At 61.6% G+C, this 25,654-nt stretch carries 28 protein-coding genes; 17 read left to right on the forward strand and 11 right to left on the reverse strand.

The annotated features are described in order from the left end of the window. Positions 1-79 precede the first annotated feature (79 nt). A complete protein-coding gene (locus KBY99_RS01745) occupies positions 80-529 on the reverse strand; it encodes a hypothetical protein (protein WP_254996963.1) in 450 nt (149 codons plus the stop codon). Between the two features lie 1,286 nt (positions 530-1,815). Between KBY99_RS01745 and KBY99_RS01750 the strand changes: the two genes are divergently transcribed. Then, complete coding sequence (locus KBY99_RS01750; RefSeq protein WP_254996966.1) at positions 1,816-2,529, forward strand: hypothetical protein; 714 nt, start codon at positions 1,816-1,818, stop codon at positions 2,527-2,529. 20 nt (positions 2,530-2,549) lie between these two features. Here the strand turns inward: KBY99_RS01750 and KBY99_RS01755 are convergent, their stop codons facing one another. The 4 genes from KBY99_RS01755 to KBY99_RS01770 form a co-directional block, all read right to left on the reverse strand. Beyond that, positions 2,550-3,359: a prohibitin family protein gene (locus tag KBY99_RS01755; RefSeq protein WP_106501758.1), complete on the reverse strand. Its 810-nt coding sequence runs from the start codon at positions 3,357-3,359 to the stop codon at positions 2,550-2,552. Between the two features lie 26 nt (positions 3,360-3,385). Then, the gene (locus KBY99_RS01760) at positions 3,386-4,465 is read right to left on the reverse strand and encodes an alanine/ornithine racemase family PLP-dependent enzyme (RefSeq protein WP_254996967.1); all 1,080 of its coding nucleotides are present in this window, start codon (positions 4,463-4,465) and stop codon (positions 3,386-3,388) included. After that, complete coding sequence (locus KBY99_RS01765; RefSeq protein ID WP_254996968.1) at positions 4,462-5,547, reverse strand: DUF1611 domain-containing protein; 1,086 nt, start codon at positions 5,545-5,547, stop codon at positions 4,462-4,464. The genes KBY99_RS01760 and KBY99_RS01765 overlap by 4 nt, the downstream gene beginning before the upstream one ends. A 150-nt stretch (positions 5,548-5,697) precedes the next feature. Then, positions 5,698-6,717: a GGDEF domain-containing protein gene (locus tag KBY99_RS01770; RefSeq protein WP_254996970.1), complete on the reverse strand. Its 1,020-nt coding sequence runs from the start codon at positions 6,715-6,717 to the stop codon at positions 5,698-5,700. A 107-nt stretch (positions 6,718-6,824) separates the two neighbouring features. Here KBY99_RS01770 and KBY99_RS01775 point away from each other — a divergent pair, with 107 nt between their 5' ends. Then, positions 6,825-7,145 (forward strand): 4a-hydroxytetrahydrobiopterin dehydratase, encoded by a 321-nt coding sequence (locus KBY99_RS01775; RefSeq protein ID WP_254941624.1) that lies wholly within the window; start codon positions 6,825-6,827, stop codon positions 7,143-7,145. Here KBY99_RS01775 and KBY99_RS01780 read toward each other — a convergent pair. Then, positions 7,142-7,993, reverse strand: a complete 852-nt coding sequence (locus tag KBY99_RS01780) for a galactose mutarotase (RefSeq protein WP_254941625.1) — start codon at positions 7,991-7,993, stop codon at positions 7,142-7,144. The genes KBY99_RS01775 and KBY99_RS01780 overlap by 4 nt on opposite strands. A 32-nt stretch (positions 7,994-8,025) precedes the next feature. On the opposite strand from KBY99_RS01780, the gene KBY99_RS01785 reads away from it, so the two are divergent. Together KBY99_RS01785 and KBY99_RS01790 are read left to right on the forward strand one after the other, a co-directional pair. Next, positions 8,026-8,316 carry a hypothetical protein gene (locus KBY99_RS01785; RefSeq protein WP_254997294.1) on the forward strand — a complete coding sequence of 97 codons (291 nt, stop codon included), beginning with the start codon at positions 8,026-8,028 and terminating at the stop codon, positions 8,314-8,316. 77 nt (positions 8,317-8,393) lie between these two features. Further along, entirely contained in the window at positions 8,394-8,597 is a 204-nt protein-coding gene (locus tag KBY99_RS01790; protein ID WP_254941626.1) for a hypothetical protein, read from the forward strand. Positions 8,598-8,600: 3 nt separating this feature from the next. Here the strand turns inward: KBY99_RS01790 and KBY99_RS01795 are convergent, their stop codons facing one another. Then, entirely contained in the window at positions 8,601-8,825 is a 225-nt protein-coding gene (locus KBY99_RS01795; protein WP_254941627.1) for a hypothetical protein, read from the reverse strand. Positions 8,826-9,088: 263 nt separating this feature from the next. On the opposite strand from KBY99_RS01795, the gene KBY99_RS01800 reads away from it, so the two are divergent. Further along, positions 9,089-10,198, forward strand: coding sequence for a DUF4912 domain-containing protein (locus tag KBY99_RS01800; protein ID WP_254996973.1), 1,110 nt, complete (start codon positions 9,089-9,091; stop codon positions 10,196-10,198). On the opposite strand, the gene leuS is transcribed toward KBY99_RS01800, so the two are convergent. Together leuS and KBY99_RS01810 are read right to left on the reverse strand one after the other, a co-directional pair. Further along, positions 10,195-12,834 (reverse strand): leucine--tRNA ligase, encoded by a 2,640-nt coding sequence (leuS, locus tag KBY99_RS01805; protein WP_409996513.1) that lies wholly within the window; start codon positions 12,832-12,834, stop codon positions 10,195-10,197. The two genes, KBY99_RS01800 and leuS, sit on opposite strands and share 4 nt — an antisense overlap. 58 nt (positions 12,835-12,892) lie before the next feature. After that, positions 12,893-13,132, reverse strand: a complete 240-nt coding sequence (locus KBY99_RS01810) for an Hfq-related RNA-binding protein (protein WP_254996976.1) — start codon at positions 13,130-13,132, stop codon at positions 12,893-12,895. Between the two features lie 32 nt (positions 13,133-13,164). Here KBY99_RS01810 and dapF point away from each other — a divergent pair, with 32 nt between their 5' ends. From dapF to dacB, 5 genes are all read left to right on the forward strand, one after another. Then, positions 13,165-14,277: a diaminopimelate epimerase gene (gene dapF / locus KBY99_RS01815; RefSeq protein WP_254997261.1), complete on the forward strand. Its 1,113-nt coding sequence runs from the start codon at positions 13,165-13,167 to the stop codon at positions 14,275-14,277. After that, entirely contained in the window at positions 14,278-15,462 is a 1,185-nt protein-coding gene (locus KBY99_RS01820) for a cysteine desulfurase family protein (protein WP_254996978.1), read from the forward strand. Then, complete coding sequence (locus KBY99_RS01825) at positions 15,462-16,154, forward strand: DUF1995 family protein (protein WP_254941631.1); 693 nt, start codon at positions 15,462-15,464, stop codon at positions 16,152-16,154. Before KBY99_RS01820 ends, KBY99_RS01825 begins: the two co-directional genes overlap by 1 nt. A 73-nt stretch (positions 16,155-16,227) precedes the next feature. After that, positions 16,228-16,767, forward strand: coding sequence for a DUF4330 domain-containing protein (locus KBY99_RS01830; RefSeq protein WP_254996979.1), 540 nt, complete (start codon positions 16,228-16,230; stop codon positions 16,765-16,767). 1 nt (position 16,768) lies between these two features. After that, on the forward strand, positions 16,769-18,061 hold the full coding sequence (gene dacB / locus KBY99_RS01835; protein ID WP_254996981.1) for a D-alanyl-D-alanine carboxypeptidase/D-alanyl-D-alanine-endopeptidase: 1,293 nt from the start codon (positions 16,769-16,771) through the stop codon (positions 18,059-18,061). Here the strand turns inward: dacB and KBY99_RS01840 are convergent. Continuing rightward, the gene (locus tag KBY99_RS01840) at positions 18,058-18,930 is read right to left on the reverse strand and encodes a hypothetical protein (RefSeq protein WP_254996983.1); all 873 of its coding nucleotides are present in this window, start codon (positions 18,928-18,930) and stop codon (positions 18,058-18,060) included. The genes dacB and KBY99_RS01840 overlap by 4 nt on opposite strands. 8 nt (positions 18,931-18,938) lie before the next feature. Then, on the reverse strand, positions 18,939-19,424 hold the full coding sequence (gene coaD, locus KBY99_RS01845; protein WP_254996985.1) for a pantetheine-phosphate adenylyltransferase: 486 nt from the start codon (positions 19,422-19,424) through the stop codon (positions 18,939-18,941). 65 nt (positions 19,425-19,489) lie between these two features. On the opposite strand from coaD, the gene KBY99_RS01850 reads away from it, so the two are divergent. Genes KBY99_RS01850 through KBY99_RS01880 form a run of 7 tightly spaced genes read left to right on the forward strand, consistent with a single transcriptional unit; the run spans position 19,490 to position 25,653 of the window. Beyond that, on the forward strand, positions 19,490-19,984 hold the full coding sequence (locus tag KBY99_RS01850; protein ID WP_254996987.1) for a flavin reductase family protein: 495 nt from the start codon (positions 19,490-19,492) through the stop codon (positions 19,982-19,984). Further along, positions 19,981-21,942: an excinuclease ABC subunit UvrC gene (uvrC, locus tag KBY99_RS01855; protein ID WP_315857930.1), complete on the forward strand. Its 1,962-nt coding sequence runs from the start codon at positions 19,981-19,983 to the stop codon at positions 21,940-21,942. Before KBY99_RS01850 ends, uvrC begins: the two co-directional genes overlap by 4 nt. Next, positions 21,939-22,250 (forward strand): hypothetical protein, encoded by a 312-nt coding sequence (locus KBY99_RS01860; protein WP_396093092.1) that lies wholly within the window; start codon positions 21,939-21,941, stop codon positions 22,248-22,250. The genes uvrC and KBY99_RS01860 overlap by 4 nt, the downstream gene beginning before the upstream one ends. Positions 22,251-22,252: 2 nt before the next feature. Beyond that, positions 22,253-23,764: a cryptochrome/photolyase family protein gene (locus KBY99_RS01865; protein WP_254996988.1), complete on the forward strand. Its 1,512-nt coding sequence runs from the start codon at positions 22,253-22,255 to the stop codon at positions 23,762-23,764. A 59-nt stretch (positions 23,765-23,823) separates the two neighbouring features. Beyond that, positions 23,824-24,414 (forward strand): protoporphyrinogen oxidase HemJ, encoded by a 591-nt coding sequence (hemJ, locus tag KBY99_RS01870; protein ID WP_254996989.1) that lies wholly within the window; start codon positions 23,824-23,826, stop codon positions 24,412-24,414. Beyond that, positions 24,407-25,069: a PHP domain-containing protein gene (locus KBY99_RS01875; RefSeq protein WP_254996990.1), complete on the forward strand. Its 663-nt coding sequence runs from the start codon at positions 24,407-24,409 to the stop codon at positions 25,067-25,069. The genes hemJ and KBY99_RS01875 overlap by 8 nt, the downstream gene beginning before the upstream one ends. Positions 25,070-25,098: 29 nt before the next feature. Then, on the forward strand, positions 25,099-25,653 hold the full coding sequence (locus tag KBY99_RS01880; RefSeq protein WP_254996991.1) for a hypothetical protein: 555 nt from the start codon (positions 25,099-25,101) through the stop codon (positions 25,651-25,653). Position 25,654 lies beyond the last annotated feature (1 nt).

Consider the following 25,654-nt stretch of genomic DNA (forward strand, 5'->3'; position numbering starts at 1 on the left):
CACCGGGGTGTGGGCCATGGGTGGGCTGGGAGTCCTGCTCCCCCCTCTGCCAGGGAAGTTGACGCCCCGCCACCCAGGATCAATGAGTAACGGAATGACCGGTCAATGTCACGTGATAGCCAATCGCGTGCAGGACTTCCCCTGTGTTGAACACTCCGATCTCTGCTCGAATGGGCAAGATTTCAGATAACTCGATCGGGCCCGGCCCCTGGCAAGCATTGACAGCCCAGCCGACTGTGGAGACGCCCCCGATTGCATTTATCGTCAGCAGCGGGGCGCATTGCTCAAGGCGAAGACGCTGCCCCCCCGCCACGAATTCGGGGGGAAGTAACAAATCCAGTTGAAGCTCCTCTTCCGCCCACCCACTGGTTTGGGAGTGGCGCTGGGCCTGGTGAGCAGACTTGTAGTCCAAGGTGACGATGCCGCTAAGGGTGATCAGGTGCCTGCCATCCCCCAGAGGCACATGCACCATGTGGGCAGAATTGAACCGCTCTGCGCTGCCACAATCGAGCTGGCTGACGTGAAGCATTGCTGGTGGTCGATCGCAGAAACTCCAGCTTAGTAAGACGCCTATGTCACAGCTTCGTTCCTCTCTTGATGAGAGTTGGCCCGTAACCCACCTAAGCCCTAAGGTTTGGGGCATTAATGAAGTCACTGCAATCCAGATGATCAAGGCACCCTTGCGAGAAGCAATTCACCTGATGTACGGATCAAAAAAGTAAGAACTGTTCCGAACCCGAGGATCGTGAACACGTTAAGCATGGCGTTTGTATTTATCTAGGCTAGACATTGAGCTGCAGATAAATATGACTGGGTATCGCTGATCGATGCAAATGTTGTTAATCTCTGCTCCATTCGACCATTGACGCTGGGTAAATAACTGTATTTGCATCGGACCTTAAGACCCTATGACAGCCTATAAAGATTTGGCGCCTGTCGAGAGTGGAGGAGATCCCTCGCCTGAATAACTCTGTTTGAATTGAAATTAAGACGCAATTAACGCATGAAATAGCACGCTTGTTTCACTATTTGGCGCTACTGCGCCTTCGGGGTATGGCGGCGCGGAGTGAAACTCTAGGTATCTATGTGGTTGAAGAAAGTCAGCAAAAAAGATATTGGAGCAACCTCTTGCTTCAACTTAGAATTGAAATCCATCGCCGGTGAGCTGGGGATTTGGCATTGCCTTTTCATGGGCTATCAAATTGTCTCCTGCGTATGGTCTATTGCCTGGAATAGAGGTGCTGGCTGGTTAGAGGGCCTGTGATTTTTTCTCCATTTCTCTTTCCTTTTATGCCAATTATATTGACGTAGCCATCGCCATCTTCGTCGGTAACCGTGGTGAATTTGTCTCGGGCTTTGATTTTTGGTTCATCAGAATTTTACGGGGTTTAATACCTCCACTACCACTTCCACATCGGTGTGTCAGTCTTTAGCTGTCTCGGGTTCATATGTGGAACAAGAGTGGGTGCGAGAGTAGTCTTTGGGTTAATGAAGGTTGGAAGTTCTGCAACTGGTTTGCCGTGGCACAGGTAATGGTTGCCTTGCATGGTCCGCGTTTCGGTTTTAGCCGCCACAGCCTTGCCCTCCATTACAACACCGGCTTCAGCAATGATGCTCAGAAGTAGTCGGATACCTGGCTAGTATTCCCAGTCGCAAGCCGCAGCAGTTTCCATGCGTGCTCGGCGTCGATCATCAGCGGAGCCCCGGTATGGGGTCCTCGTCATTAAGGCGTGCCGATGTGATTATGGATCCAGCAAGCTGTGCCTGAAGATGCCCGTCAGCGCCATTAGTCGTCTCTTGAGACGGCTTCCGTTCTTGTTGCTCCTTCTAGCCCCGATTGCAGGCAACCTGCAGGCGGCGGAACAACCACTGCCTCACGCCATCGCGGCTGAACAGCAGCAGCAGCACAAGCGCTTCACAGGCGTCTGGGCCCTGACCGACAACGCCAACAACCTTTTCAACGTGCGCCTTAGCGCCGATGGCCGGGCCGTCAGCACCACTGGCGTAGATGGGGTGCCATTGGGCGGTAGCAGCCAGCTGCGCGACAACCAGCTTTACGAGCAGGGGCGCTGGTACCCCTGGGGCAACGGCGTGCGGATCGATTACAGCGATGGCTGGAGCGATGCGATCCTCACCGGGCCGGCCGGCCCCTGGCAATGGTCGTGGGCGCCGGGGGAGAGCCGCCTCGCATCTCCGAGCAACCAAGGCAAGGCCGTGCAACTAAGCGGTGCGATGGCCGATGCGGTTGGTGTTTATCGCATCCAGCCAGCTCAGGCGGATCGGTCCGTCACTACCGTGAGCCTGATGTCAAACGGCCTCGCCTTCAACGCCATCAATACTCAGGCTGGCGGCACTTGGCGGCTGGATAAGAGCGAGGTTGAGATCACCTGGAGCTCCGGCTGGCTTACCCGCTTCGAACCGAAGGTTCAGGGTCTGATGCAGGTGCGGATCTGGGAGCCGGGTAGGCGGCCTCCTTCTTCTCCAACAGCTATTAGGCCCGGCTTGCGCCTGGAGGCTGCGGCGCCGTGAGAGCGACCCACCTAAGGCCATCAGCGCCGACCGTTGACGATCACCGAGTTGCCGCTCCCCCCAGCCGTACCCGGCAGGGCCGGCACCACGGAGGTCTGGCCATCCCACTTGTCGAGGAAGAGCTTGTAGAGCACCTGGTCATCGAGGCTTGAGTTGAGCGTTTCGTAGCGCTTGGCTTCCTGCTCGGCGATCAAGACCTCGGTTTGGGCGCGCAAAAGCTGCTGCTCGGCAATTTGTTTCTGTTCGATCGCGGCGCGGTATTCCTCGGCGATTTGCAGGCCGGTGAGATCGAGTCCCTGCACGCTCACATAATCAAACTTGCGCAGTTCCTCGGCTACCTTCTCCTGAACCAGCTCCGAAATGGAGTTCCATTCGGTGGCAATAGTCACCAACTCGTATTGCGAAAAGACTGATTTGAGTGCCTTCAGTAGTGATGGTTGGATTACGCGCGGATAGATCTGCTGGTCATCTGTGGCGATCGTCTCGTAAATCCGCCCCGCTTCTGCAGGCTTCATGGCGTATTTCACCGTGGCAGTGGCCTGGATCACCTGGAGATCCTTGGTGAGAGTAGAAAACTGCTCCGGTCGCACCTGGGTACGCACGTCAAACAGCGAAGTGTTCTGCACCAGGGGGGCCTTGATGTTGGCGCCGGGGCTGCGGGGGGTACCGGTGACCTTGCCAAGGGTTGTGACAACGGCCACGTTGCCGGCCGGCACGATGAACACGGTTTGGCTGAGCAGAATCGCGATGCCCACCAGCACGGCCGCAATCAGGCTGAGGGTTGCTCCAGGACCATCGGGACTGCCAGCTGAGCGAAGGGGCGACTGCATGAAGGGGCCATTACCAATTGCGAACCCTAGGCAGGTCCGCCGATGAAACAACGGCTCACAAATGGAGATGTCATCGCCCGCAGCAGGCTGCTGTAGCTGACCTGGAAGCGCTGTTCATCGCCCGGCGCCAACGCCTCTGCCGCTCCGCTCACCACCAAGTGGTCGCTGGATGCGCCCTCGATGCTGATCCCAGGGGCACTAAGACCGGCCGGATCGGCATCCTGTTCGCCCAGGGCAAGTAGCGCTCGCATGGCCATGGGCTGGTCTGGTTGCGTTTGGGGAGCGACTGGCCCTTTGGCAAAACTGGTGCAGTGACGCTTTCCCCAGGCACGGCTTGGCTTGCGCTTGGACTCGATCACCTCTGCCACCAGGGTGATGGCATCGGTGTACAGCCCTGGTATGGCTGTGCGGGTGAGGGGCTCTCGCCCCAGCAGTAGGGCCTCGCCGAGGCGCAGGTGGTTGATGCGCCCCGGAACGCCGCCACCAGTCAGCCAGGGAAGATTGGCTGAATTACCTCCCGAACACCACTCGAGCCTGATGCCAAAACGCCTTTCCAGGGCTTCGATCAGACGCGATAGTTCGCCCATATTCGCTTCATCTGGGGCAACGCCGTTTTGACAACCCAGGTTGGTGCCGATGCCCACCAGCAGCAGGTTTGGCAGGGCCAGGGTTAATAACACCATCGCCTCAAGGTCTGCCGCGAGAATTCCCTCGCGCAGATCCCCTAACTCCACCATCAGCAGCACTCCGTGGCGCACCCCCTGGCAATGCGCTGCAGCTGCCAAGGCCTTTAGCACCACCGCCTCGCTGTTGCAGCTAATCGCCGCATGGGCCACCACCCGATCCACCTGGCTGAGCATCGGCGAGCGAATCAGCAGTAGGGGCACGCCAAGCCCGCAGCGGCTAAGCGATTCGATTGATTCAATTCGCGATTCACCGATGGAATGCACCCCTGCCGCCACCCAGGTGCGCACAATTTCCGGCAGGCCCAGGGTTGCCTTGCTCACCCCGGTCACCTTGATTCCTTGGCGGGCAAGCCGATTCACCATGGTGGTGGCATTGTGCTGCAGGTGCTCGAGATGAATCTCCAGCCGCGGTGCGCTCAAAGCTGGCCGTCAGTTGATATACACAACTCGGGGAAAGCCCGCAGCACCATTGCCACCAGAGCAGAGGCAGGTCGGCTCACCGCATCAGTAACAGGAATGGTGAGCTCGGCCGCATAAAGGGCAATGGCCGCACCTACCTCGGCGTCATTCATGCCCTCGTGGTTCAGGGTTAGGCCGATTACCCGCGTTGGCGCGAAGGATTCGATCAGGCGAATTTCGCTTGCAGGCGTGGGCATCGGCATAAACGGAAAGTCGCTCAGCTGCCGGCGTGCCGGCGCGTGCTGCAGCACCACCGCCTGGGGCTGGCTGCCCCGCAGGATGAAGCTGGAAGAGAGGTAGGCGGGATGGCTGAGGGCCCCTTGGCCTTCAATCACGATCACCGCTGGTTTTTCCGTGCAGTAGGCCTCCACCACTGCGGCCTCCACCTCCCCTGAGCAAAACTGCGATGGAATGGCATCAAGGGGAATGCCATAGCGCCCCCCTTGAATCAAGCCGGTTTGCCCGGTGCTCACCAAAGCGGCGTGGATACCGCTGGCGTTTAGGGCTTGAACCAGAAGCGTGGCGGTGGTGCGCTTACCGATGGCGCCATCGGTGCCGAGCACGGCGATTCGAATGCAGCGTGCCTTGGCGATCGAACCATTGAACAGGCGAAGATCCTTCAAAGCGGCTGGACGACGCACATCCCTGATTGACACTTGATGACGCTTGGCCGCTTGGGCAAATTCACTATCGTCGTTGAGGAATTCGCGCATGCCGCTGACCAGATTTAGGCCAGCTGCCATGGCCAGCAGCAGAGCCCGGCGATCCTCTTTGCCATAGAGGCCATCTGCAGGCGCCATGCCATAGATGAAGGTGCTGGCGCGGGGCCCTGGCAAGGCAAGAGCCTCATCTAGATCAGCCACGATGGGTATGCCGTTGCTGATGCCGTCTAGTAGCAGGCCTGCATCAATTCCAGCTGATTGGCTATCAATAATGGCCCTGATTTCAAAGGCCTCACAGAAGCGCACTAGGCCGTGGGCGGTTTTGCCATCGAGCCCCGCGAAGTTTCCCTCGCAGTAGACGACTGCAGCCGACTTAACCACACTGTGATGCGGTGAAATCGCAATGGTCAGGTCATTGACCTGTTTTAGAAATGCCAAATAAGCCAGGACCCATCATTTACCCAGACTTGCAATAAGTCTGATGTGGTGATTTCAGGGCTCAGAATTGGCCGCTGAAGGGCGTGGATATATTTACTCTAGGGCGCTTTCTGCTTCTAGGGGGTCAGCCAGTATTTCGGCGATCTGGTTTTGGCCATTGCCCTGCGCCAGGAATAGGGCCCGTTCGGCCCGAAGTAGGGCATCGAGGGGCTGGTGATCGGCTGGGGCAAGCAGGGTCAGGCCGCCACTGGCGGTTAGCTGGTGGCCGCTGGTCGAAAAGACGCCCCGCAGCTCGCTGATGCCAGTGCGGATGGCATCGGCCCGTTCCATGGCTGTAGCGAGGTCAACATTCACCATCAATAGGGCGAATTCCTGGTCGCCGGTTTGACCCACCAGGTCCTGCTCGCATAGCTGGGAGCGCAGTAGGGCGGCAACGTCCATTACCGCCCGATCCGAGGCCTGCAGACCCCAGCGGTTCTTGATCTGGTCGAAGTGGTCGAGCTGCAGGGCCAGCACGGCCAGGTTTTCGCCTCCCTGGCGGGCCCGCAGCAGTTCAGGCTCAGCTTGCTCCAGGAAGTTTGCTCGATTTGCTAATGCGCTCAATGGATGAACCGTGGTGAGTCGACGCAGTTCAAGTTCCCGCAGCACCAACTGGGCCAGATCCTCGAGCAGTCGCACCTGGCTGGAGCTGAAGTGGCGCGGCAATCGGTCGATCACGCACAGGGTGCCCAGGTTGTGACCGTCACGACTCTGCAGGGGTGTGCCTGCGTAGAAGCGCACCTTTGGGTCCTGAGTCACCAGGGGATTGGTGCAGAAACGCGGGTCTTGGTGGGCATCTGGCACCACCAGGGTTTCATCACCGGCAATGGCGTGGGCGCAAAAGGCCATCTTCCGCGGCGTTTCGGTGCTGTCTATGCCGTGGTGGGCAAGGAACCACTGGCGGTCGCCATCCACTAGTGAGATGAGCGCAATCGGTGTTTCCAGCACAGTCGAGGCGAGCCGCACCAATCGCTCAAAATGCTCATCGCCTGGATGGTCAAGTACCCCAAGGCGCTCTAAATCCCTTTGGCGCTGGGATTCATCCGCCGGAATCGGGTAGTCGGGATACGGCATGTACTTCGCCGATAATGCCAATTCTAGGAAGTCTTCGGCCCGCCAACCGGGCTTCACAAGGGCCATGATTTAGCTATTCCCAACAGACCTTCCCAGCAGTCCTTCCCATGGCCCTCTTCCAAGAAAGCTGTCTTCCCTGCCGCGACGGGGCGCCGCTCCTTGATGCCGCTGAACTGGCCGAATTGTTGCCCCAGTTGCCCGGTTGGGTTGTTGTGGATGGACACCACTTGCAAAAGGCCTGGAGCTTTGCTGATTTTCAGCAGGCTCTCGATTGGCTCAACCGGGCTGGAGCGATCTGCGAAGCGGAGGGTCACCATGCCGAATTCAGCCTTGGCTGGGGTCACGCAAGTGCTGAGGTGTACACCCACAAGGTGGATGGCCTAACCAGAGCTGACGCAGTTTTGGCCGCCAAACTTGACGGGGCTTAGCAGGCGCTAACGGCGTAACGGGTCTGCAGCCGGCACGTTTCGCTGGGACCAATTTCGAGCTTGCCATCGCCACTGATCAGAGCCTGGCGAGGTCCTGTCCAGGGCTCCAGGCACACCATCGGACGGGGCGGTTCGGTCCAGAGCACCACCAGGTTGAACGGGGCGCTTAGCTGCAAATCAAGGGCCAGGCCGGCTTCCGGATCCAGCAAACGCACGTCACCACTGGGACGGACCAACAGGTCAATCCCGTCGTCCAATCGCGCCATTTGTTCTGCCGTGTCGGCGTCGGCCATCGATAGATGGTTTAGGCAGCGCTCCGGTAGCCCCTCAAAGCGGGGAGATTTGAGGTTGCTGAGGTTGAAGTAGGGGTGGAGGCCGAAGCTGAATGGCATCGGCTCCTGGCTGCGGTTCTGCACCGAGGTGTCGATCTCGAGGGCCCCTGGCACCAGGCGCAGCTCAAGCCTCAGCAGAAAGCTGAAGGGATAGCTCGTCAAGGTTGTCTCGCTGTCGTTGAGCTCAAGGGCGATGCCTTGGCCATCCTCTAGTGCGCTCAACTGCCATGGCAGCTGCCGGGCGAAGCCGTGCTGACCTAGGGGAAAGTTCCCCTGGGGCAGGGGCAAGGTGTTGTCCGGCAGGCCGCCGCAGATCGGGAAGAGGATGGGAATTCCTCCCCGCACTGATTGGGCGGGGTCGAGGAAGCGTTCAAGATCGAGGTAAATCAGCTCCTTGCCGTTGCAGCGCCAGCCGGTGACCAGACCTCCCCGCTCAGGCACCACCCGCAGCAGATCCCCGGAGTCGCTGGCGAACTCCCAATGTGGATATGGGGTATCGCGGTGTACCAGGGCCACGGAGCTCGAGCGGGGATGGCCTATTTAGGCCTGTGACCGGCCTCTGGGCGGGTGTTCCTTCACACAATCTTCCATTGATAAAGATCAGAACCGGTCTCGATCCCCTGATCAATTCCATAAGGTCTTGCAATCAACGTGTAGCAGTTATGAATCGTTCAGAGGACAGAGCGCCTCGCCAGGAATTATTCGAGCCCCGCAGCCTGGAGTGGCAAGAAAATGGCGAGTTGGCAAGCACCGAGATGTTCGAGCTGGTCAAGCGTCTGCGGGCTGTGGAATCAGGAAAAACCGTCAACGAGCTTTGGCGGCTCAGCCAGAAAGCCTGAGGCTGGTTGTCGCACCAACACTTCCCCTTGCCATCCCTGGCCAGCTTTGGTTGATTGCAAAAGTCGCAGAGCGTGCCATGCCTGATTCTTCTGCTATTGCGGAGTGGCGACATCGCGGCTGCAGCGTGCGCTTGATCAGCCGCTGTCCAGCTGCAGAGGCCTACCGCATTCAGCACTGCAGTGGCATGCCCATGGGTTCAGTAGCCAGCCTTGAAGAGGCTCGCACCCTCATTGACGACCACATTCAATTGCTTAGGCAGCGCCTTGTAGCTAGCGCTTAGTTTTCAGGGCAAAACCCCCACTAAGCCGCGGCGGCGTAGTTCCTGCTGGAATTCACTGCTGAGCGGATCTAGGCGCCATTGCCGCTGAGTCCACTGCCACAGGGCCTGGAGCCGCCAGCCCAGCCACAGAAGGCACAGCACCAGGCCCAGCCAACGCATCGATAGGTCCACGGAGTTCACCTTGTTTAAGAACGGACCTCGCTCCTGGGGAGGGGCACGGCCATTCATTGACACAAGTCGCCAAGGGCCATGGCCTCGACCCCTCTTGGCGGATCGCTTGATTTGCTCCCGCTGACAGAGCTAGGTCTTCCGTAGCACTAGCTGCCCGCTGGGGAGCGCCTAGAACCGGCTCTTGAGGCAATGCCTGGTGGGGCCGCTTGCTCCCCGGACGTGGCGATCTGCTGACAAGACTCCGGAAACAGGGCCGGAATCCCTGAAAATCGACCGAGTTTCTTCGGAAAGCAGCAGTTATGACTACGTCAGGTTTTCCGATGTCGGGTGATTACGACGCCAACGATCTGACCTTGCGTCAACTGCGCCAGATGGCGAGCAACCTCGGCATCGGCCGCTACAGCCGGATGCTGAAGGATCAGCTGTTGCGGGCTATTGAGCGCAGGTCAGACTCCCAGCCCCCAGCTAGCCAGCCTGGTGGTGAGGTGCCAGAGGGTGAGGGTCTGCGCAGCATGGAAGCCGAGATGAGCGCTGCTCCCCGGCCCGCCTCCGAAACGGCAGTTGTATTTCTACCTAGGGATCCCCAGTGGGCCTATGTGTTTTGGCAGCTCTCCGAGTCCGACCGTCGCCAGGCGATGGCCGACGGTGCCAGCCAGCTGGTACTTCGAGTTGTGGATGTGACCGGTCTCGGTGCTGGTGCTGCCCACCAGCACACCATGCAGGAAGTAGTGGTTAACAGCCATGCCACCGAGTGGTATCTGCCTGTTCCCCTCAGCGACAGGGACTATCGGGTTGAGCTTGGCTACCGGCTAGCTGGGGGCGGATGGCGTTCATTGGCCTTCTCCTCGGTGGCTCGGGTACCTGCCCTCCATCCCAGTGAGCAGATCCTCGATCAGTTTGTGCCCTTCTCTTTAGATGCTGCTGCTACTTCTTCTGCAGCTAGTGGTGCAGCCGTTATGTCGACCGCAGCTCCTGGTATTCACGAGCGGGTTTATCAGGCTGCCACCACTACATGGCGGGCCGTAGGCCGCGGATCTGAGGCTTTCCACGAAGTGGATGCCAATTCCGACCACAATCAGGGTCTGAATGCTTCCGGTGCCGGTCTTTGGGCCAGTGGCCGCAACGAGTCCGGTGCTGGTGGTGTGGCTACTCGTCAGCGGGCCTTCTGGCTAGTAGCCGATGCCGAATTGATTGTTTATGGAGCTACTGATCCGGCGGCAACCCTGCGGATTGGTGAAGAAGTCGTGCCCCTCGGCGAAGACGGCACCTTCAGGCTTCAGGTTCCCTTCCGTGATGGCCAGCAGTTGTACCCGATTACTGCCGTAGCAGCTGACGGCGAACAACGGCGCAATATCACGCTTGAATTCGTCCGCACTACCCCGGACGCCAATGTAAACACCGCTGAAGAAGCGGTGGCTGAGTGGTTCTAGGGCACCAGATTCACTAGCTTTCCAGGCACCACGATTACCCGGCTGGGGGGCTTGCCCTCCAGCCATTTTTGTGCGATTTCGCTGTCGAGTGCCAGCTGTTCAAGAGTTGCTTTATCAGCGTTGGCGGGCACCGCCAAGCTGCCTCGCATCTTGCCCTTTACCTGAATAACCAGGTCAATGGTTTCGCGCACTAGGGCTGCAGGGTCTGGCTGCGGCCAGCTCTGAGCGTGGATGCTGCAGTTTTCGTCTGGATTGGCGCCCAAACGCAGCCAAAGCTCCTCCGCCAGGTGGGGGGCAAATGGAGCCAGGAGCACCAGCAAGGTGTGCAAAGCCTCTTTAGCTACAGGCGCAGATGCTGCCTCGAGATGTTCAGCCATCACATTGCTGAGCTTCATTAACTCAGAAATGGCGGTATTAAATTGATATTCACCATCAAGATCCTCGCTGATCTCGGCTATGGCAGTGTGAACTGCCCGGCGCAGCTCTAGTTCAGATGGCGTCAGGGTCGTGTTGGCAAACTGGGCCGCAGTTAGCTCAACCACTCCCCCAACACCTGATATCTGCAGGTCCCGGGCGCAGGCCCCATCCACCAGCCGCCACAGACGCTGTAAAAAGCGAAACTGGCCTTCCACATCGGCGTCATCCCATTCCAGATCTTTTTCCGGTGGAGCCTTGAACAGGATGAACATCCGGGCCGTATCAGCGCCATACTTATCAATTACCTGGGCAGGGTCGACGCCGTTGTACTTCGACTTCGACATTTTTTCGTAAAAAGTCTCTAGTACTTCGCCACTGATTGGATCACGGGGGTCGCTTGGATCGGCAACATCGCCCGGAGCGATGTATTTCCCGGAGTGGGGGTTTTTGTAGGTAATGCCCTGAACCATCCCCTGGGTAAGGAGGTGGATGAAGGGTTCATCGAAGCCAAGCAGACCCCGGTCGCGTAGCACCTTGGTGAAGAAGCGGGCATAGAGAAGGTGGAGGATCGCGTGCTCGATCCCACCCACGTATTGATCAACCGGCAACCAGCGGTCCACGGCCTCGCGTGTAAACGGAAGGTCTGTGTTGTGGGGATCGCTGTAGCGCAGGAAATACCAGCTGGAGCACATGAAGGTGTCCATGGTGTCGGTCTCACGCTTCGCCGCCTTACCGCAGCAGGGGCAGTCCACGTTCACCCAGCTTTCTAATTGGGCTAGGGGCGATCCGCCCTTGCCCTCAAGGTTGGCCCCCACCGGCAGCTCCACCGGCAGCTGTTCGGCCGGTACGGGCACCACACCGCAGCTTTCGCAGTGGATCACCGGGATCGGACAGCCCCAGTAGCGCTGGCGAGAGATCAGCCAGTCGCGCAGACGAAACTGCACCTTGGCATTGCCCCAACCCTGACCCGCAGCGGCCTCAGTAATCGCCCTTTTGGCTTCACCGCTTGGTAATCCATCGAAGCAACCGGAGTGAATCAAAACCCCGGCTTCAGTCCAGGCACCACCTTCGAAGGCGTGCTCGTCACTGCCCTGGGGAATGATCACCTGCTGCACCGGCAATTCGTACTGCCGCGCGAATACGAAGTCGCGCTGGTCGTGGGCAGGGACCCCCATCACTGCGCCGGTGCCGTAGTCGGCGAGGACGTAGTCGGCGATCCAGAGGGGGATAAGGGCGCCATTGGCTGGGTTGCGCACCCGGGCACCGATCGGCACACCCCGTTTGGGTTTGTCGTCGGCCGTGCGCTCAAGCTCGCTTTGGCGGCTCACCAGATCACAGAAGGCCTGCACGTGGATAGCCTGCTCGGCGGTGGTCAGCCCAGCTACCCGGGGGTGTTCTGGGGCCAGCACCAAGTAGCTGACGCCAAAGATGGTGTCCGGGCGTGTTGTGAACACGGTGATCTTTTCACCGGTGCCGGCGCCAGATGAATCCACAACCTCAAAGTGCAGCTCGGCACCCGTACTGCGGCCAATCCAGTTGGCCTGCATGGTGCGCACCCGCTCCGGCCAACCCTCGAGCTTGGGCAGATCGTCCAGCAGTTGGTCGGCGTAGGCGGTGATCTTGAGAAACCACTGGCGCAGCTTGCGTTTCTCCACCAGGGCTCCGGAACGCCAGGAGCGGCCCTCGCCGTCCACCTGTTCGTTGGCAAGCACCGTTTGATCGATGGGATCCCAGTTGACGCTTGCGTCCTTCTGGTAAGCGAGACCAGCATCTAGAAACTGCAGAAATAACCACTGGGTCCAGCGGTAGTAGTCGCTATGGCAGGTAGCTAGCTCTCGATCCCAGTCGATGGAGAGACCAAGCCGCTTTAGCTGCTCCCGCATCGAGGCGATGTTTTGATCAGTCCAGATGCCGGGTTCAATTCCCCGCTCGATGGCCGCATTTTCGGCTGGTAAACCAAAGGCATCCCAACCCATCGGATGCAGCACCTGCTTGCCCCGTAAACGTTGCACCCGGGCGATCACATCGGTGATCACGTAATTGCGTACGTGACCCATGTGCAGGTTCCCCGATGGATAGGGGAACATCGACAGGGCGTAATAGCTATCGCCGCAGGACCCATCCAGCTTCGCTGGCGTGCGGTGCTGAGCCGTGCTCTCCCAGCGTTGCTGCCAGCGTGATTCGAGGGCCTGGGGTTGGTAGCGGGGGGCTTCGCTCACGGCAGCCAGGCTGGATCAGGGCTTTGATCGTGCCACAGCCCAGTTGGATGACTACTGCTCAGCCGAGCGCACGGATCGTCGCTGCGGCCGCGCGTTTGATCAGGGTGAGGGGGCGATTTTCGTCCTGCTTGAGCGCCAGGTAGTCGATGTCCTGCCAATGCAGGATTCCCTCAAGCTCTCCCACACCCGGCACCTGGACCGCCACCGGGGTTTTATGGCGAATCAGATCTTGTAGGTGCCGAATGCTGGGTTGCGAGGTATCGAGGGCGGTGGACCGCTTCTCGAAAAAGCTCTGCATAAGATCTAGCTGTGGCTGCGCTCGCCCCCATCGTGCTCCAGTTCAGCAAATATCAAGGCCTGGGAAATGATTTCCTCATGCTTGATGGCAGGGGAGCCTCCAGCACCGATGCCAGCTACGGCCTCACTCCGGACCGTATTCAGCGCCTCTGCGACCGCCGCTTCGGGGTTGGCGCTGACGGTGTGATCCTGGCCCTGCCGCCCCGGCAGGGCGGTGAGTTGCGCATGCGGATCTTCAATGCCGATGGCACGGAACCGGAGATGTGTGGCAATGGCATGCGCTGCCTGGCCCGCTTTCTGGCCGATAGCGATGACGATGTTCCCGGGCGTCAATGGCAGATCGAAACCTTGGCGGGGCGCATCGTTCCCGAGCTGCGTCAGGACGGCAGCATCCGCGTCGACATGGGAGCCCCCTTTCTCGATCCTGAAGCCATTCCGACCACCTTGCCTTGCGGCGATAACGGGCTGGCCCAGGGCAACTTGGAAGTTGCTGGCAGCTCGTTTGCGGTCGGGGCGGCCGGTATGGGCAATCCCCACGTTGTGATCCCAGTTGACGACGTTGAGGCGGTGGATTTGGACCGTTATGGCGCGGCATTCGAGGTTCACCCCGCATTCCCCGCCCGCACCAACGTTCATTTCGTTCAAGTAATCAGTCGCACTCACTTGATGATGCGGGTGTGGGAGCGCGGAGCGGGCCCCACCTTGGCCTGCGGCACCGGTGCTTGCGCCACCCTCGTGGTAGCCCATCTGCTGGGGCTGGCTGAACGCTGCGCGCGCCTCGATCTCCCAGGCGGGCCCCTGGAAATTGATTGGGATGGAGCCAGTGGTCATGTGTTTATGTCGGGCCCCGCGATGGCTGTTTTTGATGGCGTCGTGACCCCCGAGCTCTGGGGCGATGAGCCCTTTGAACTCGAGGCCGCCGCCCCGGTGCAACAGCAACCAGACGCTTCGCCTGCTGTCGACTGCGCCAGCGTCTGCACCAATGGCTGCATCCGACCTGAAGCCTGCCCTTCAGCCGAAGCCAGGGCCCGGGTTGATGCCCTGCTCAACAGCAGCTCCCTCGACGACCTAGTGGCCTTGGCCAGCAATTCCCTTGAATCGCGGATTCGCTCCCGCTTTGAGCTGGATCAAGCCAAGGGAGGCTAGGTGGGCTATTCGGCCAGTCAGCTGCCAACACTCGCTGGCTACTTCGACACCAGCGCCACCACTCCCACCGCTACCGAGGTGCTGGAGGCCATGGCCCTTGCCCAGGCCACTGCCTGGGCTAACCCCTCAAGCCTCCACGGCCCTGGCCTTGCGGCAGCAGAGCAGCTCGAACGCTCGCGCCTGAGCCTGGCCGCTGGGCTGGGCTGCGAGCCAGATGAACTGGTGGTGACCTCCGGTGGTACCGAGGCCATTCATCTGGCCCTGCTCGGCGCTGCTGCTGGCCTCACACCCGGCCGGCTGGTGATATCGGCGGTCGAGCATCCCGCCACGATGGCGGCAGCTGCCCAACTGCAGCAGCGCGGCTGGAGCGTCCAAGCGGTGCCGGTGGATAGGCAGGGATTGCTTGATCTCGACGCCCTCGATGGCTTGCTGGTGCCTCCAACCCGTCTGGTCTCGGTGATCTGGGGCCAAAACGAGGTTGGCAGCCTCCAGCCGATTGAGGCGATCGGGGCCCGTTGCCGGCGGGCGGGGGTGCTGCTGCACGTTGATGCGGTGCAGGTTCTGGGCCACCTGCCGATCAATTTTCGCCAGCTGCCCATTGATTTTTTGAGTGGGGCGGCCCACAAGCTGCAGGGCCCCAGGGGGGTTGGGTTGCTGCTGGTGCGTCGTGGCCTCGCCCTCCAGGGCCAGCTTGGTGGTGGCGGCCAAGAGGGCGGTAGGCGTGGCGGCACCGAACCTGTGGTGCTGTTGAGCGGCTTCGCCAAGGCCCTGGAGCTCAGCTGTGCCACGCCTTCGCTGGCACCCCTGCGCGACTCCCTGCTGCATCGGCTACTGAGCCTTCCCGGGCTGCGGTTGAGCGGTCCGCCCCCGGGCGACTCCCGCCTGCCTCACCACCTCAGCCTGCTGGTGGCTAGCGAGGCTGGCCTGCCGCTTTCCGGTCGCAACCTGGTGCGTGAGCTCTCCCGCCAGGGCTTTGCCCTGAGCAGCGGTTCGGCCTGCAGCAGCTCTGGATCGGCTGCCAGCTCCGTGCTCCGGGCCCTGGGCTATGGCGAGGCCGACGCCGCAAGTGGCCTGCGCATCAGCCTCGGGCCCTGGCATTGCGCCGCCGATCTTGAGGCCCTGGTCCAGGCGTTGCAGATGGCGCTTGCGGCCTCGGTAGCGTCGGAGCATCTGTTGACGGCCTAATGCTCCCCCCCGATCTGCGCAGCGCAGAAGCTGAAGCACTGGCGGCGATTCAGAGCGCCTTGGCAGCAGGCGCCAAGGGGCTTTGGAGTGTCGAGCTCCGTTTCGAGGGCCTGCGATTGCTCCCCTTGGCCTTGCGATTGCAGGCTGGTCTTAGTTCCGCCGCACCCAGCCTGAGGCTGCTTTGTGCCGATGCCGGCGCCACTGCCCTTGCCCAACGCGATGCCCCTGATTTCGCAACCCGAATTGCCAGCCTGCGCGATCAGATGCGCCTTCAGCAGGCTGACGGCGGCAGCGAGGGCGTGCTGCTGCTGGTGGCACCTTCCCCCGCCGACTACGAGGAGGTGGAGCAGGTATGCGCCCTGCACCGCGGCGTTGTTTTGCTGTTAAACGGCAACCTCGAGGATGCGGCCATCGGTATCGGCAGCGTGGCTCGGGAGCGCCGCAAGGGGTTTCTGTCAGGCTGGCAGAGCGCCTATGCCCTGATTCCAACAGGAGATGGGGCCCTGCGTCGGGCCTGTCCGGGGATGTGGGAGTTGTATCGCTGCGATGCCGATGGCTATCGCTTTGTTTGCAGTTTCGACCAGAAGCCAGATATGGAGCAACGGGCGTTAGCCATGGCGGGTGAAGCCGGCTTGGGGCTCGGCGCCAACCTCAAAGTGATGGACGCTTTCATTGAAGGCCTGCGCAACTAGCTCCCTGCGGACCCACTTGCACTGGATCTAACCGGCCAGCCTCCGTACACTTCGCCAAACGCAGACCTTGCCGATGGCTTCCGAGAGCGACCAGAGCCCTGCAGCAAAAGGACGCTCCTGGAGCCTTGTTGACATCGGCGCCGGAGTTGCGGTGCTCCTTGCTGCCGCAGGGGTGATCTGGAGCCCCAAGCTGAGCGGAGCGGTGGCTCAGGCCACCGGTGGCCTCACCCCAGTCACCGTGCTGGTGGATGTGCGTGGCGTGCCGGTGGCTGATCCCAGGGCCTTGATTCAGGCCGCCCAGGAGGAGGGCAAGGTTGCAATCGTGATCCGTAACCAGCCCCATGGCTCGGTGGCGATCAAGCAGGTGTTGCCCCTGCAGCGGCGCCTGGTGGCGGTCCAACCCAACGGATCGGTGGTGACGGCTGTGGACCCCAACCAGGCAACCCTGGGCAGCCTCGATGCTCGTTTTGTGCTCCAGGGCCAGGGCCGCAAGAGTGCTGGCGGTGTCGTTTTTGGCAACCAAACCCTCAAGATTGGTGCCCCAGTGGAAATAGAGGGGGAGCAATTCCGCGTGGGCGGCACGGTTAGCGGCCTCCAGGTTGGAGGGGGCTGAGATGGCCCCTCTCAAAACCCCTGCTAAGCGTCAGTTTCTGCTGCGCCTTTCTGGTGTGCATGCCCTTGGGCTCGTTTTGGCGGTTGCGCCAGCTGCCGCCCTGGCCCAGCAAGTGCCCCTGGCATCCCTACCGCCCCTGCCCCCACCGGTTGGCTTGCCCCAGCTGCAGGCCCAGCTGAGCTGTCCGGCCCTGCAGCAGCGGCTGCTTGCCACCGTGACTGGAGAGGCTTCTGTGTGGAGCATCACCATTGCCGATGCCCAGGGGCGCCTGCTGGCTGACCTCAACGGCACCCGGCCCCGCATTCCTGCTTCCAATCAGAAGCTGGTGAGCACGGCCTACGCCCTAGACCGATTGGGCCCTGACTATCGCCTTAATACCCAGCTCTGGCGGCTGGGTGATGGCAGCTTTCGCCTCACCGGAGAGGGCGACCCCGACCTGGCCCTGCCCCAACTGCAGCGATTCGCCATGTTGGCGATGGGGTCGGGTGGCAGCAGTGGTGAGACGCCTTCGCTAGTGCGGTTGCAGATCGCCGAGGAGCCTCGCCAGGCCTGGTGGCCCCAAGGTTGGCACCCAGATGACCGCTACTACGCCTATGGCGCGCCGATCACCCGGCTGGCGGTCACTAGCAATGCCATCAACGAGGCGGTGATGAATCCGCCTTCGCGACTGCAGACCCTGCTGCAGAAAACCATGGTTCAGCGGGGAGCCAAGGTGCAGCTGTCACTGGTGTCGTCCCGCGCCCCCCTGCCCTCTGATGCGGTGCTGCTGCACCAGGAGCCATCGGCTCCGATGCACAACCTGCTGAGCCTGGCTAACACCGAAAGCCACAATTTCACCGCCGAAGTACTGCTGCGACAGGGCGCTGGTACCTGGGATCTGGCCCGAGCCACCCAGCTTCAGATGCTGTGGCTCACCGAACAGGGCCTGCCGATGCAGGGGGTTCGCGTTGCCGATGGCAGTGGCCTCGACCGCGCCAACCGACTCACCAGCCGCTTCTTGGCTGCCCTGCTTATGCGCATGGATCAGCACCCCTACGGCCGCGCCTATCTGGCGTCGATGGCGGTTGCGGGGCAGCGGGGCACCCTGCGCAACCTTTATGTGGGCACCCCCCTGCAGGGCCAGTTCTTTGGCAAGACAGGCACGATCAGCGGTGTGCGCTCAATCAGTGGCGTGCTGATGACGGGGGCCGGGCCCCGCTACGTAAGCGCCATCAGCAATGGCGCCAGCTCACCCAACGTCACTATTGGCAAGGTGTTGCGTCAAGCGCAAAACAGCCAGCTGTGCCCCCCCTAGCCCGCTAGCTGCTTGAGAGTGTTGGCTACCCGGCGGCGGCGGCCCGTCGTCTCCTCGACAGCTGGCGCGGCAGCTTCTGGCGACTGGAGTCGCACCAGCTCGCGGCGGCCCCCCAGTACCACCTGGCTCATCTCCTTCAACCTGCCCTCGAGTTCGCCCAGCACCTGCTCGGCGTAGCGGTTGGCACCCTCTTGAATGGCGGCCGACTCCTGGCGGCTGCGGCTCACCAGGGCGTCGCATTGCTGCTGGGTCTGCTGGCGGAACTGCAGGGCGTCGTTGTGCACCCGCTCCGCTTCTGCCTGGCTATCGCGCTGCACCCTCACTCCCTCTTGGCGGATCTGCTCAAGTTCAGCCATCGCCTGTTGACGATTGCGATCGTGCTGTTCGAGCAGCTGGCGGTTGCGCTCGGCCGTTTCCTGTTCGAGCTGCTGACGGCGGAGCGCAAATTGCTGCTCCATCTGGGCCGTGCGGGCCTGGTGCTCCTGCTCAGCCTGGGCAACCTGCTGGCGGGCTTGCAACATCAGCTGCTCGCACTGCTGGCGGGCCTGATCCCGCAGCTCACCCACCTGCCGCTCCGCCTCCTGACGAATGGCGGCAGAGTTGATCAGCTGCTCCCGCTCCCTTTTGCCAGCAGCAATAATCTCGTCGGACTGCTGGCGGGCCTGGCCAATAAATTCCTCACGCTGGCGGATTAGCGCTACGGCCTGCTGCAGCTGGCCCGGCAGCGATTCCCGCAGGGCATCCATCACCTCAATGGCGTCCTGCTCATTGACCAGCCGTCCGCCGCTGAACGGAATGCGGCTGCCCTCCAGCACGATCTCCTCCAGCTGATCGAGCTGATCCAGCACGGTGATGGTGGGCTCGGTCATGTACAGCTCTAAACAGATGTCCGATTAAAAAGCCTGCACAGGTCTTCCGCCACTCTGGGGGGCACCATGTGACGCACATCTCCGCCAAAGCGAGCCACCTCCTTCACCACCGAACTGCTCAGGAAGCTGTGGTGCACAGCAGTAGCCAGAAACAGGGTTTCCACCTGGGGGGCCAGGCTTTTATTGGTGTGGGCGATCTGCAACTCGAATTCAAAGTCGCTCAGGGCCCGCAGGCCCCGCAGAATCACCTGGGCCTGGCAACGACTGGCGAAATCGACGGTGAGGCCATCAAAACTGCCCACTTCAATTCCCGGGAGATGGGCCGTGGCGGTGCCGATCTGCTCTAGGCGCTGCTCGAGGCTGAAGGCCGGCTGCTTGCTGGGGTTCTGCAGCACGGCCACCACCACGCCGTCAAACAGGCGTGCTGCCCTCTCGATCAGGTCGAGGTGGCCCAGGGTGAGGGGATCGAAGCTGCCGGGGTAGAGGGCGCGCATCGGGCCAGCCTATGGGTGCCCGAGGCGTTTCTAGGGTGGATGTAGTTCTCAGCGCTCTTGCCGCCATGGCCCCCAACGCCGCCCTTAACGCCGAAGCCAAGAAAACCCTGCTGCGCAAAATTCCCCATGGCGTGTTCATCTGCGGCGTAGCTGAGGGGGATGAGGTCAATGGCTTCACCGCCAGCTGGGTGACCCAGGGCTCCTTTGAGCCGCCATTGGTGGTGATGGCTGTGCGGGCCGACAGCACCAGCAACGGCATCATTCAGCGCACCAAGAAATTTTCCCTGAACGTGCTTGCCGCTGACCAGAAGGACCTGGCCGCAGTTTTCTTCAAACCCCAAAAAGCCATGGGCGGTCGCTTCGATGCAGCCCCCTTCAGCCTCGGTGAGCTGGGCTTGCCGATTCTCGAAAACGCCCTGGGTGCGGTGGAATGCGAGCTGGTGGGTCAGGTGGCCCATGGTGACCACACCGTTTTTGTGGGCGAAGTCAAGACGGCCACCTTGCACCGCGATGGTGCTGCCCTTGAGCTCGGCAGCACCGGCTGGCAATACGGCGGTTGAGCCTGCCCCTGCTGCAGCAACCCGAACGCCTCAAGGTCCGGCTCAAGGAGGTTCCCTCCGAGCCGGGCTGCTACCTGCTGCGCGATGCCAGCGATCGCATCCTCTATATCGGCAAGGCCAAGGTGCTGCGCAATCGGGTGCGCAGTTATTTCCAAAGTGGTAGCGGCCATGGCCACAGCCCGCGCATCTCCCTGATGGTGCGCCAGGTGTGTGAGATCGAATTCATCGTCACCGACAGTGAAGCCGAGGCGCTGGCGCTCGAATCCAACCTGATCAAGCAGAACCAGCCGCACTTCAATGTGCTGCTGAAAGACGACAAGAAATATCCCTATCTCTGCATCACCTGGAGCGAGGCCTACCCGCGCATCTTCATCACCCGGCGGCGGCGGTTTCGCTCGCCCCTGGATCGCTTTTACGGGCCCTACGTGGATGTGGGCCTGCTGCGCCGCACCCTCACCCTGGTGAAGCGGGTTTTTCCGCTGCGTCAGCGACCCCAGCCGCTCTATAGGGAGCGCACCTGCCTCAACTACGACATCGGCCGCTGCCCAGGGGTGTGCCAGGAAAAGATCAGCTCCGAGGCCTACCACCTCACCCTGCGCCAGGTGGCGATGGTGTTTCAAGGGCGCAACGAGGAGCTACTCGAGTTGCTGAATGAGCAGATGGGCAAATATGCCGAGCGGCTTGACTTCGAGAGCGCCGCGCGGGTGCGCGACCAGCTGCAGGGCATCGACACCCTCACCGCTGATCAGAAGATGAGCCTCGGCGACAGCTCGGTGAGCCGTGATGTGGTGGCCTTAGCCGCCGATGAGCGGGTGGCGGCGGTGCAGCTGTTCCAGATGCGGGCCGGCAAGCTGGTGGGGCGGCTTGGCTTCACCGCTGATGCAGTAGGCGCCGATGGCCAGCCCCTGGAGCCCGGCCGCATCCTGCAGCGGGTGGTGGAGGAGCACTACAGCCAGGTGGAGCCGGTGGAGATTCCCCCCGAGCTGCTGCTGCAGCACGCCCTACCCCAGCAGCCCCTGATCGAGGAGTGGCTGGCGGAGCGCCGCGGCCGCAAGGTGAAACTTGCCGTGCCCCAACGGCAGCAGAAAGCCGATCTGATCGAGCTGCTGGAGCGCAATGCCAGCTACGAACTGCAGCGGGCCCAGCGCGGTGCCGAGCAGCAACTGCTGGCCACTGAAGACCTGGCCCAGCTGCTGGAGCTGCCAACCCCCCCACGTCGCGTCGAGGGCTACGACATCAGCCACATCCAGGGCAGCGACGCCGTTGCCTCCCAGGTGGTGTTCATCGATGGTCTGCCGGCCAAGCAGCACTACCGCAAATACAAGATCCAAAGCAGCTCGATCCGCTCAGGCCACTCCGACGACTTCATGGCCATGGCCGAGATCATGCGCCGCCGCTTCCGCCGCTGGGCCCAGGCCAAGGCCGAGGGTGCCGACCTGGGCGAGCTCCGGCGGGCCGCCAACACCACACTCCACACAGGTGGCCTCAATGATTGGCCAGATGTGGTGATGATTGACGGCGGCAAGGGCCAGCTCTCGGCGGTGATGGAGGCCCTGCGAGAGCTGAATCTGCACGAAGAGCTGGTGGTTTGTTCCCTGGCCAAGCAGCGGGAGGAGGTGTTTATGCCAGGGGCTAAGCAGCCCCTGGAGAGTGAGCCCGACCAGCTGGGTGTGCAGCTGTTGCGTCGTCTGCGCGATGAGGCCCACCGTTTCGCTGTGAGCTTCCATCGCCAGCAGCGGGGCGAGAGGATGAAGCGCTCGCGCCTCTCCGATATTGCAGGCCTGGGACCGAAACGGGTCAAGGAGTTATTGGCCCACTTCCGCTCGATTGATGCCATCCAGTTGGCCAGTCCAGAGCAGATCGCCGCTGCCCCGGGAGTGGGGCCGGCCCTGGCCCGCCAGGTGTGGGATTACTTTCACCCAAGTGACGAGCTCGTTAGCGAGGAGTTGGCCAGTTGAGGCGTCTGGCTTCCCTGCTGCTACTGCCCTTGGCCCTGGGGCTGCTGCTGCTTTTTTCACCTGCCCTTACGCCGCCGGCCCTCGGCGCCCCCGGCATCTGCGTTGGGCCCGTCTGTGGTGATGAGATCCACCGCAGCGCTAAGCATCACTGGCAGCTGCGGCTGCGGGTAAACGACCAGCAGGGTCAGCACGAGCGTCTGGTGGTGGATTGCCGCAATGGGGTGCTCAGCCCCCTGGCTGGTCCGGTGGAGCGGGGCTATGCCGCGGCCGTAGCCCGCCGTGCCTGCCGGCTGGCTGGTGAGGCCTGAGCGTGATTGGCATCTGGGTGCTGGGCGACCAGCTGGACCCCCTCCAGGCAGCTTTGGCAGCCCACACCCCTGCAACCGCCCGGGTATTGCTGATTGAGAGCAGCTCGGTGCTGCGGCAACGCCGCTATCACCGCCAGAAGCTTGTGCTGGTGTGGAGTGCCATGCGGCACTTCGCGGCCGAGCTGAGCCAGCGCGGTTGGACGGTGGATCTGCTTGAGGCCCCGACCTTTGCTGAGGCGCTGAAAAATTGGCTGGCCGAGCAAGAGATCAGCGAGCTGCATCTGATGGAGCCAGCCGAGCGCCCCTTTCGTGAAGCGATTGAACGGCTGCCCCTGCTAACGCCCCTGGTGTGGCACCTCTCCAATGCTTTTCTCTGGAGCCGGGATGATTTCGGCGCCTGGGCTGCTCCCTACAAGCAGCTGCGCATGGAATTGTTCTACCGGGAGGGCCGCAAGCGTTTTGGCGTGCTGATGGGCGATGACGGCCAGCCGCTTGGTGGACAGTGGAACTACGACCAGGAGAATCGCAAGGCACCACCCAAGGGGCTGGTGGGGCCTGAACCATTGGTCTTTGCGCCAGATGCAATCACCCGGGCCGTGATTGCAAAGGTGGACCGGCTGGCTAAGGAGCTTGAGGCCGCTGCTGAACCTGGCCTACCTGGGATTAGTGCGTCGTTCGGGTGGGCAGTTACCCGCACCCAGGCGCTGGCGGTGCTTGAGCATTTCATCGATACGCGGCTCGATGGCTTCGGTCCTTTCCAGGACGCCATGGTCAGCGGCCAGCCCACCCTGTGGCACGCCTTGCTCTCCCCTTATCTCAACATTGGCCTGTTGCAGCCGCTTGAGGTGATCCGCCGGCTGGAGCAGGCCGGGCTGGAGCGGGGTACGCCCCTTGCCTGCATGGAGGGGGTGATTCGGCAGATCCTGGGCTGGCGCGAATACACCCATGGCCTCTACTGGTGGTTTGGCGCCAACTATCCGGACCGAAATCACTTCGGCGCTAACCGTCCGTTGCCCGGCTGGCTAGAGCAGCTGGGCGGCAGTGGCATGGCCTGCATGGACACGGTGCTGGCCGAACTCGAGGTAAGCGGCTATGCCCACCACATCCAGCGCTTGATGGTCCTAGCCAACTACGGCTTGATCGCCGGCCTCGATCCCCAGACCTTCACCGCTTGGTTTCACCGCATGTTCATTGATGGCTACGACTGGGTGATGCAAACCAACGTGCTCGGCATGGGGTTGTTTGCCGATGGCGGCATGCTGGCCAGCAAGCCGTACGCCGCCAGCGGCAATTACATCAATCGGATGAGCAGCTACTGCAAGGGCTGCCGTTACAACCCGAAGCAGCGCACTGGAGCGGATGCCTGTCCCTTCAACGCGCTCTATTGGGATTTCCTGGCTCGCAACCAAGAGGGACTGCGCCGTAATCACCGCATGGGGCTGGTGATGAAGCAGCTCGAGAAGATCCCCCTCGACGAGCTGGCGGCGATCCGGGCCACAGCTGCGGCTCACTGACTGCTGCGGCCTACTGACCGCTTCAGCCCTAGTTTGTGGGCCCCAGCTTGAACTGCCCCATGCCCTTATTGACCCTGAGCTGGCCCGCCGAGGCCTACCTCTGGTTCAAGACTCTCCACATCGTGGGGGTGGTTGTGTGGTTTGCCGGGCTTTTCTATCTGGTGCGGCTGTTCATCTATCACCGCGAGGCTGAGGAGCTGGAGGAGTCGCTGCGGCTGGCTTTCCAGGCCCAGTACGGCTTGATGGAGCGTCGTCTGGCCAACATCATCACCACCCCCGGCATGGTGGTCGCAGTGGTCTGTGCGGCTGGCTTACTGAGCGTGAATCCCGCCTGGCTACAGCAGGGCTGGATGCACGTCAAGTTGGCCTTCGTGGCTGCCTTGCTGGCCTACCACGCCTTTTGCTATCGGTTGATGGGCCAGCTCAACAGGGGAGCCTGCAGTTGGAGCCCTAAGCAATTGCGGGCCTTAAACGAGTTGCCCACCCTGCTGCTGGTGATCGTGGTGATGCTGGTGGTGTTCAAAAACCAATTCCCCACCGGCGCTGCCACCTGGTTCATCGTGGCCCTGGTGGTGTTCATGGCCGCATCGATTCAGTTTTATGCCCGCTGGCGGCGGCTGCGGGCTGAGCGGTTGTCCGCGAATGCCTGAACTCGTGCCTGATCACCCCTTGCGGCAGGTACTCCGCCAGCTGACGCCGGCCTGCTGCCCTAGCCGGGTCAATTTCCACTGCCACACCACTTGCAGCGACGGCAGCCTGACTCCCCTTGAGCTGGCCCAGCAGGCCCTAGAACTCGGCCTGGAGCACCTAGCCATCACCGATCACCACAGCCTGGCCGCCCACGGGCCTGCCATGGAGGTTTTTATGGCGGCGGCTAGCGAGGGCCGTGCCGTGCCCAGCTTCTGGCGAGGTGTGGAAATCAGCTGCCTGCTCGAGGGGTGCTTGGTGCATGTGCTGGTGCTTGGCTTTGATGCCGATCACCCCAGCCTTGAGCCCTATCTGCAGGGGCGGGCGCTGGTGGGGCCAGCGCTCCAGGCTGAGGCGGTGCTGGATGCGGGCCGCCAGGCGGGGGGGCTGCTGCTGCTTGCCCATCCCGCCCGCTATCGCCTGCCCTTCCAGCGGTTGATCGCCGCCGCCGATCGTCTCGGTTTTGATGGCGCCGAGGCTTGGTACGACTACCAGATGCAGCCGCGCTGGACACCAACGCCTCTGGTGTGCGAGGCGATTGCTGCTGAGCTGCAGCAACGTGGCCTTTTTATGAGTTGCGGTACCGATACCCATGGACTAGCGCTTCTCGGCCGCTAGGGTTTCCTGACGCTTACCCCTGGCAGACGATGGGTTTGTTTGATCGCCTGTTCGCCACCCGCGACGGCAACGCCGCCGCCCCGAAGACCCCCCAGCCCAAAAAGGAGGTTGAAACCTTCTTCCTGGATGCCGACGCTTCCAGCAGCATGGGCAACGTTGATTTCATGCGGCGATCCAACACCATTCGCCGCACCTTCCCGGGCTCGGCTGACAGCCCCGGCAACAAGGAGATGGTGGCAGAGGTGGCTTCGATGGAGTCGCGGCTGGAGCGGGTCTCTGATGGCTTGGGTGGGCAGACCAGCCAGCCTGAACCAGCCTTTGATCTCACCCGAGGTGTCCCAAAACCAGTCAAGAAGACCTTCGCCCAAGCCTTGTCCCAGGCGGAACTTGATCAGCGCATGAAAGGTTCTGCCATGGGCGTGAATGTGCCTGGTGGAAGTGCAGCGATCAAGCAGGAGCAGGCTCAAGCTCAGGCCCAGGCCGCTGCGATGGCAAGCCCGCAGGTCCAGATCAGCCAGCAAGCCAGCGGCAAAGCTGGCGACATTGATCCCTTCAAGCGCATGAGCAGAGAAATAAAAGGTTGAG

The organism is Cyanobium sp. Maggiore-St4-Cus (genome assembly GCF_024345615.1).
Lineage (GTDB): Bacteria > Cyanobacteriota > Cyanobacteriia > PCC-6307 > Cyanobiaceae > Cyanobium_A > Cyanobium_A usitatum.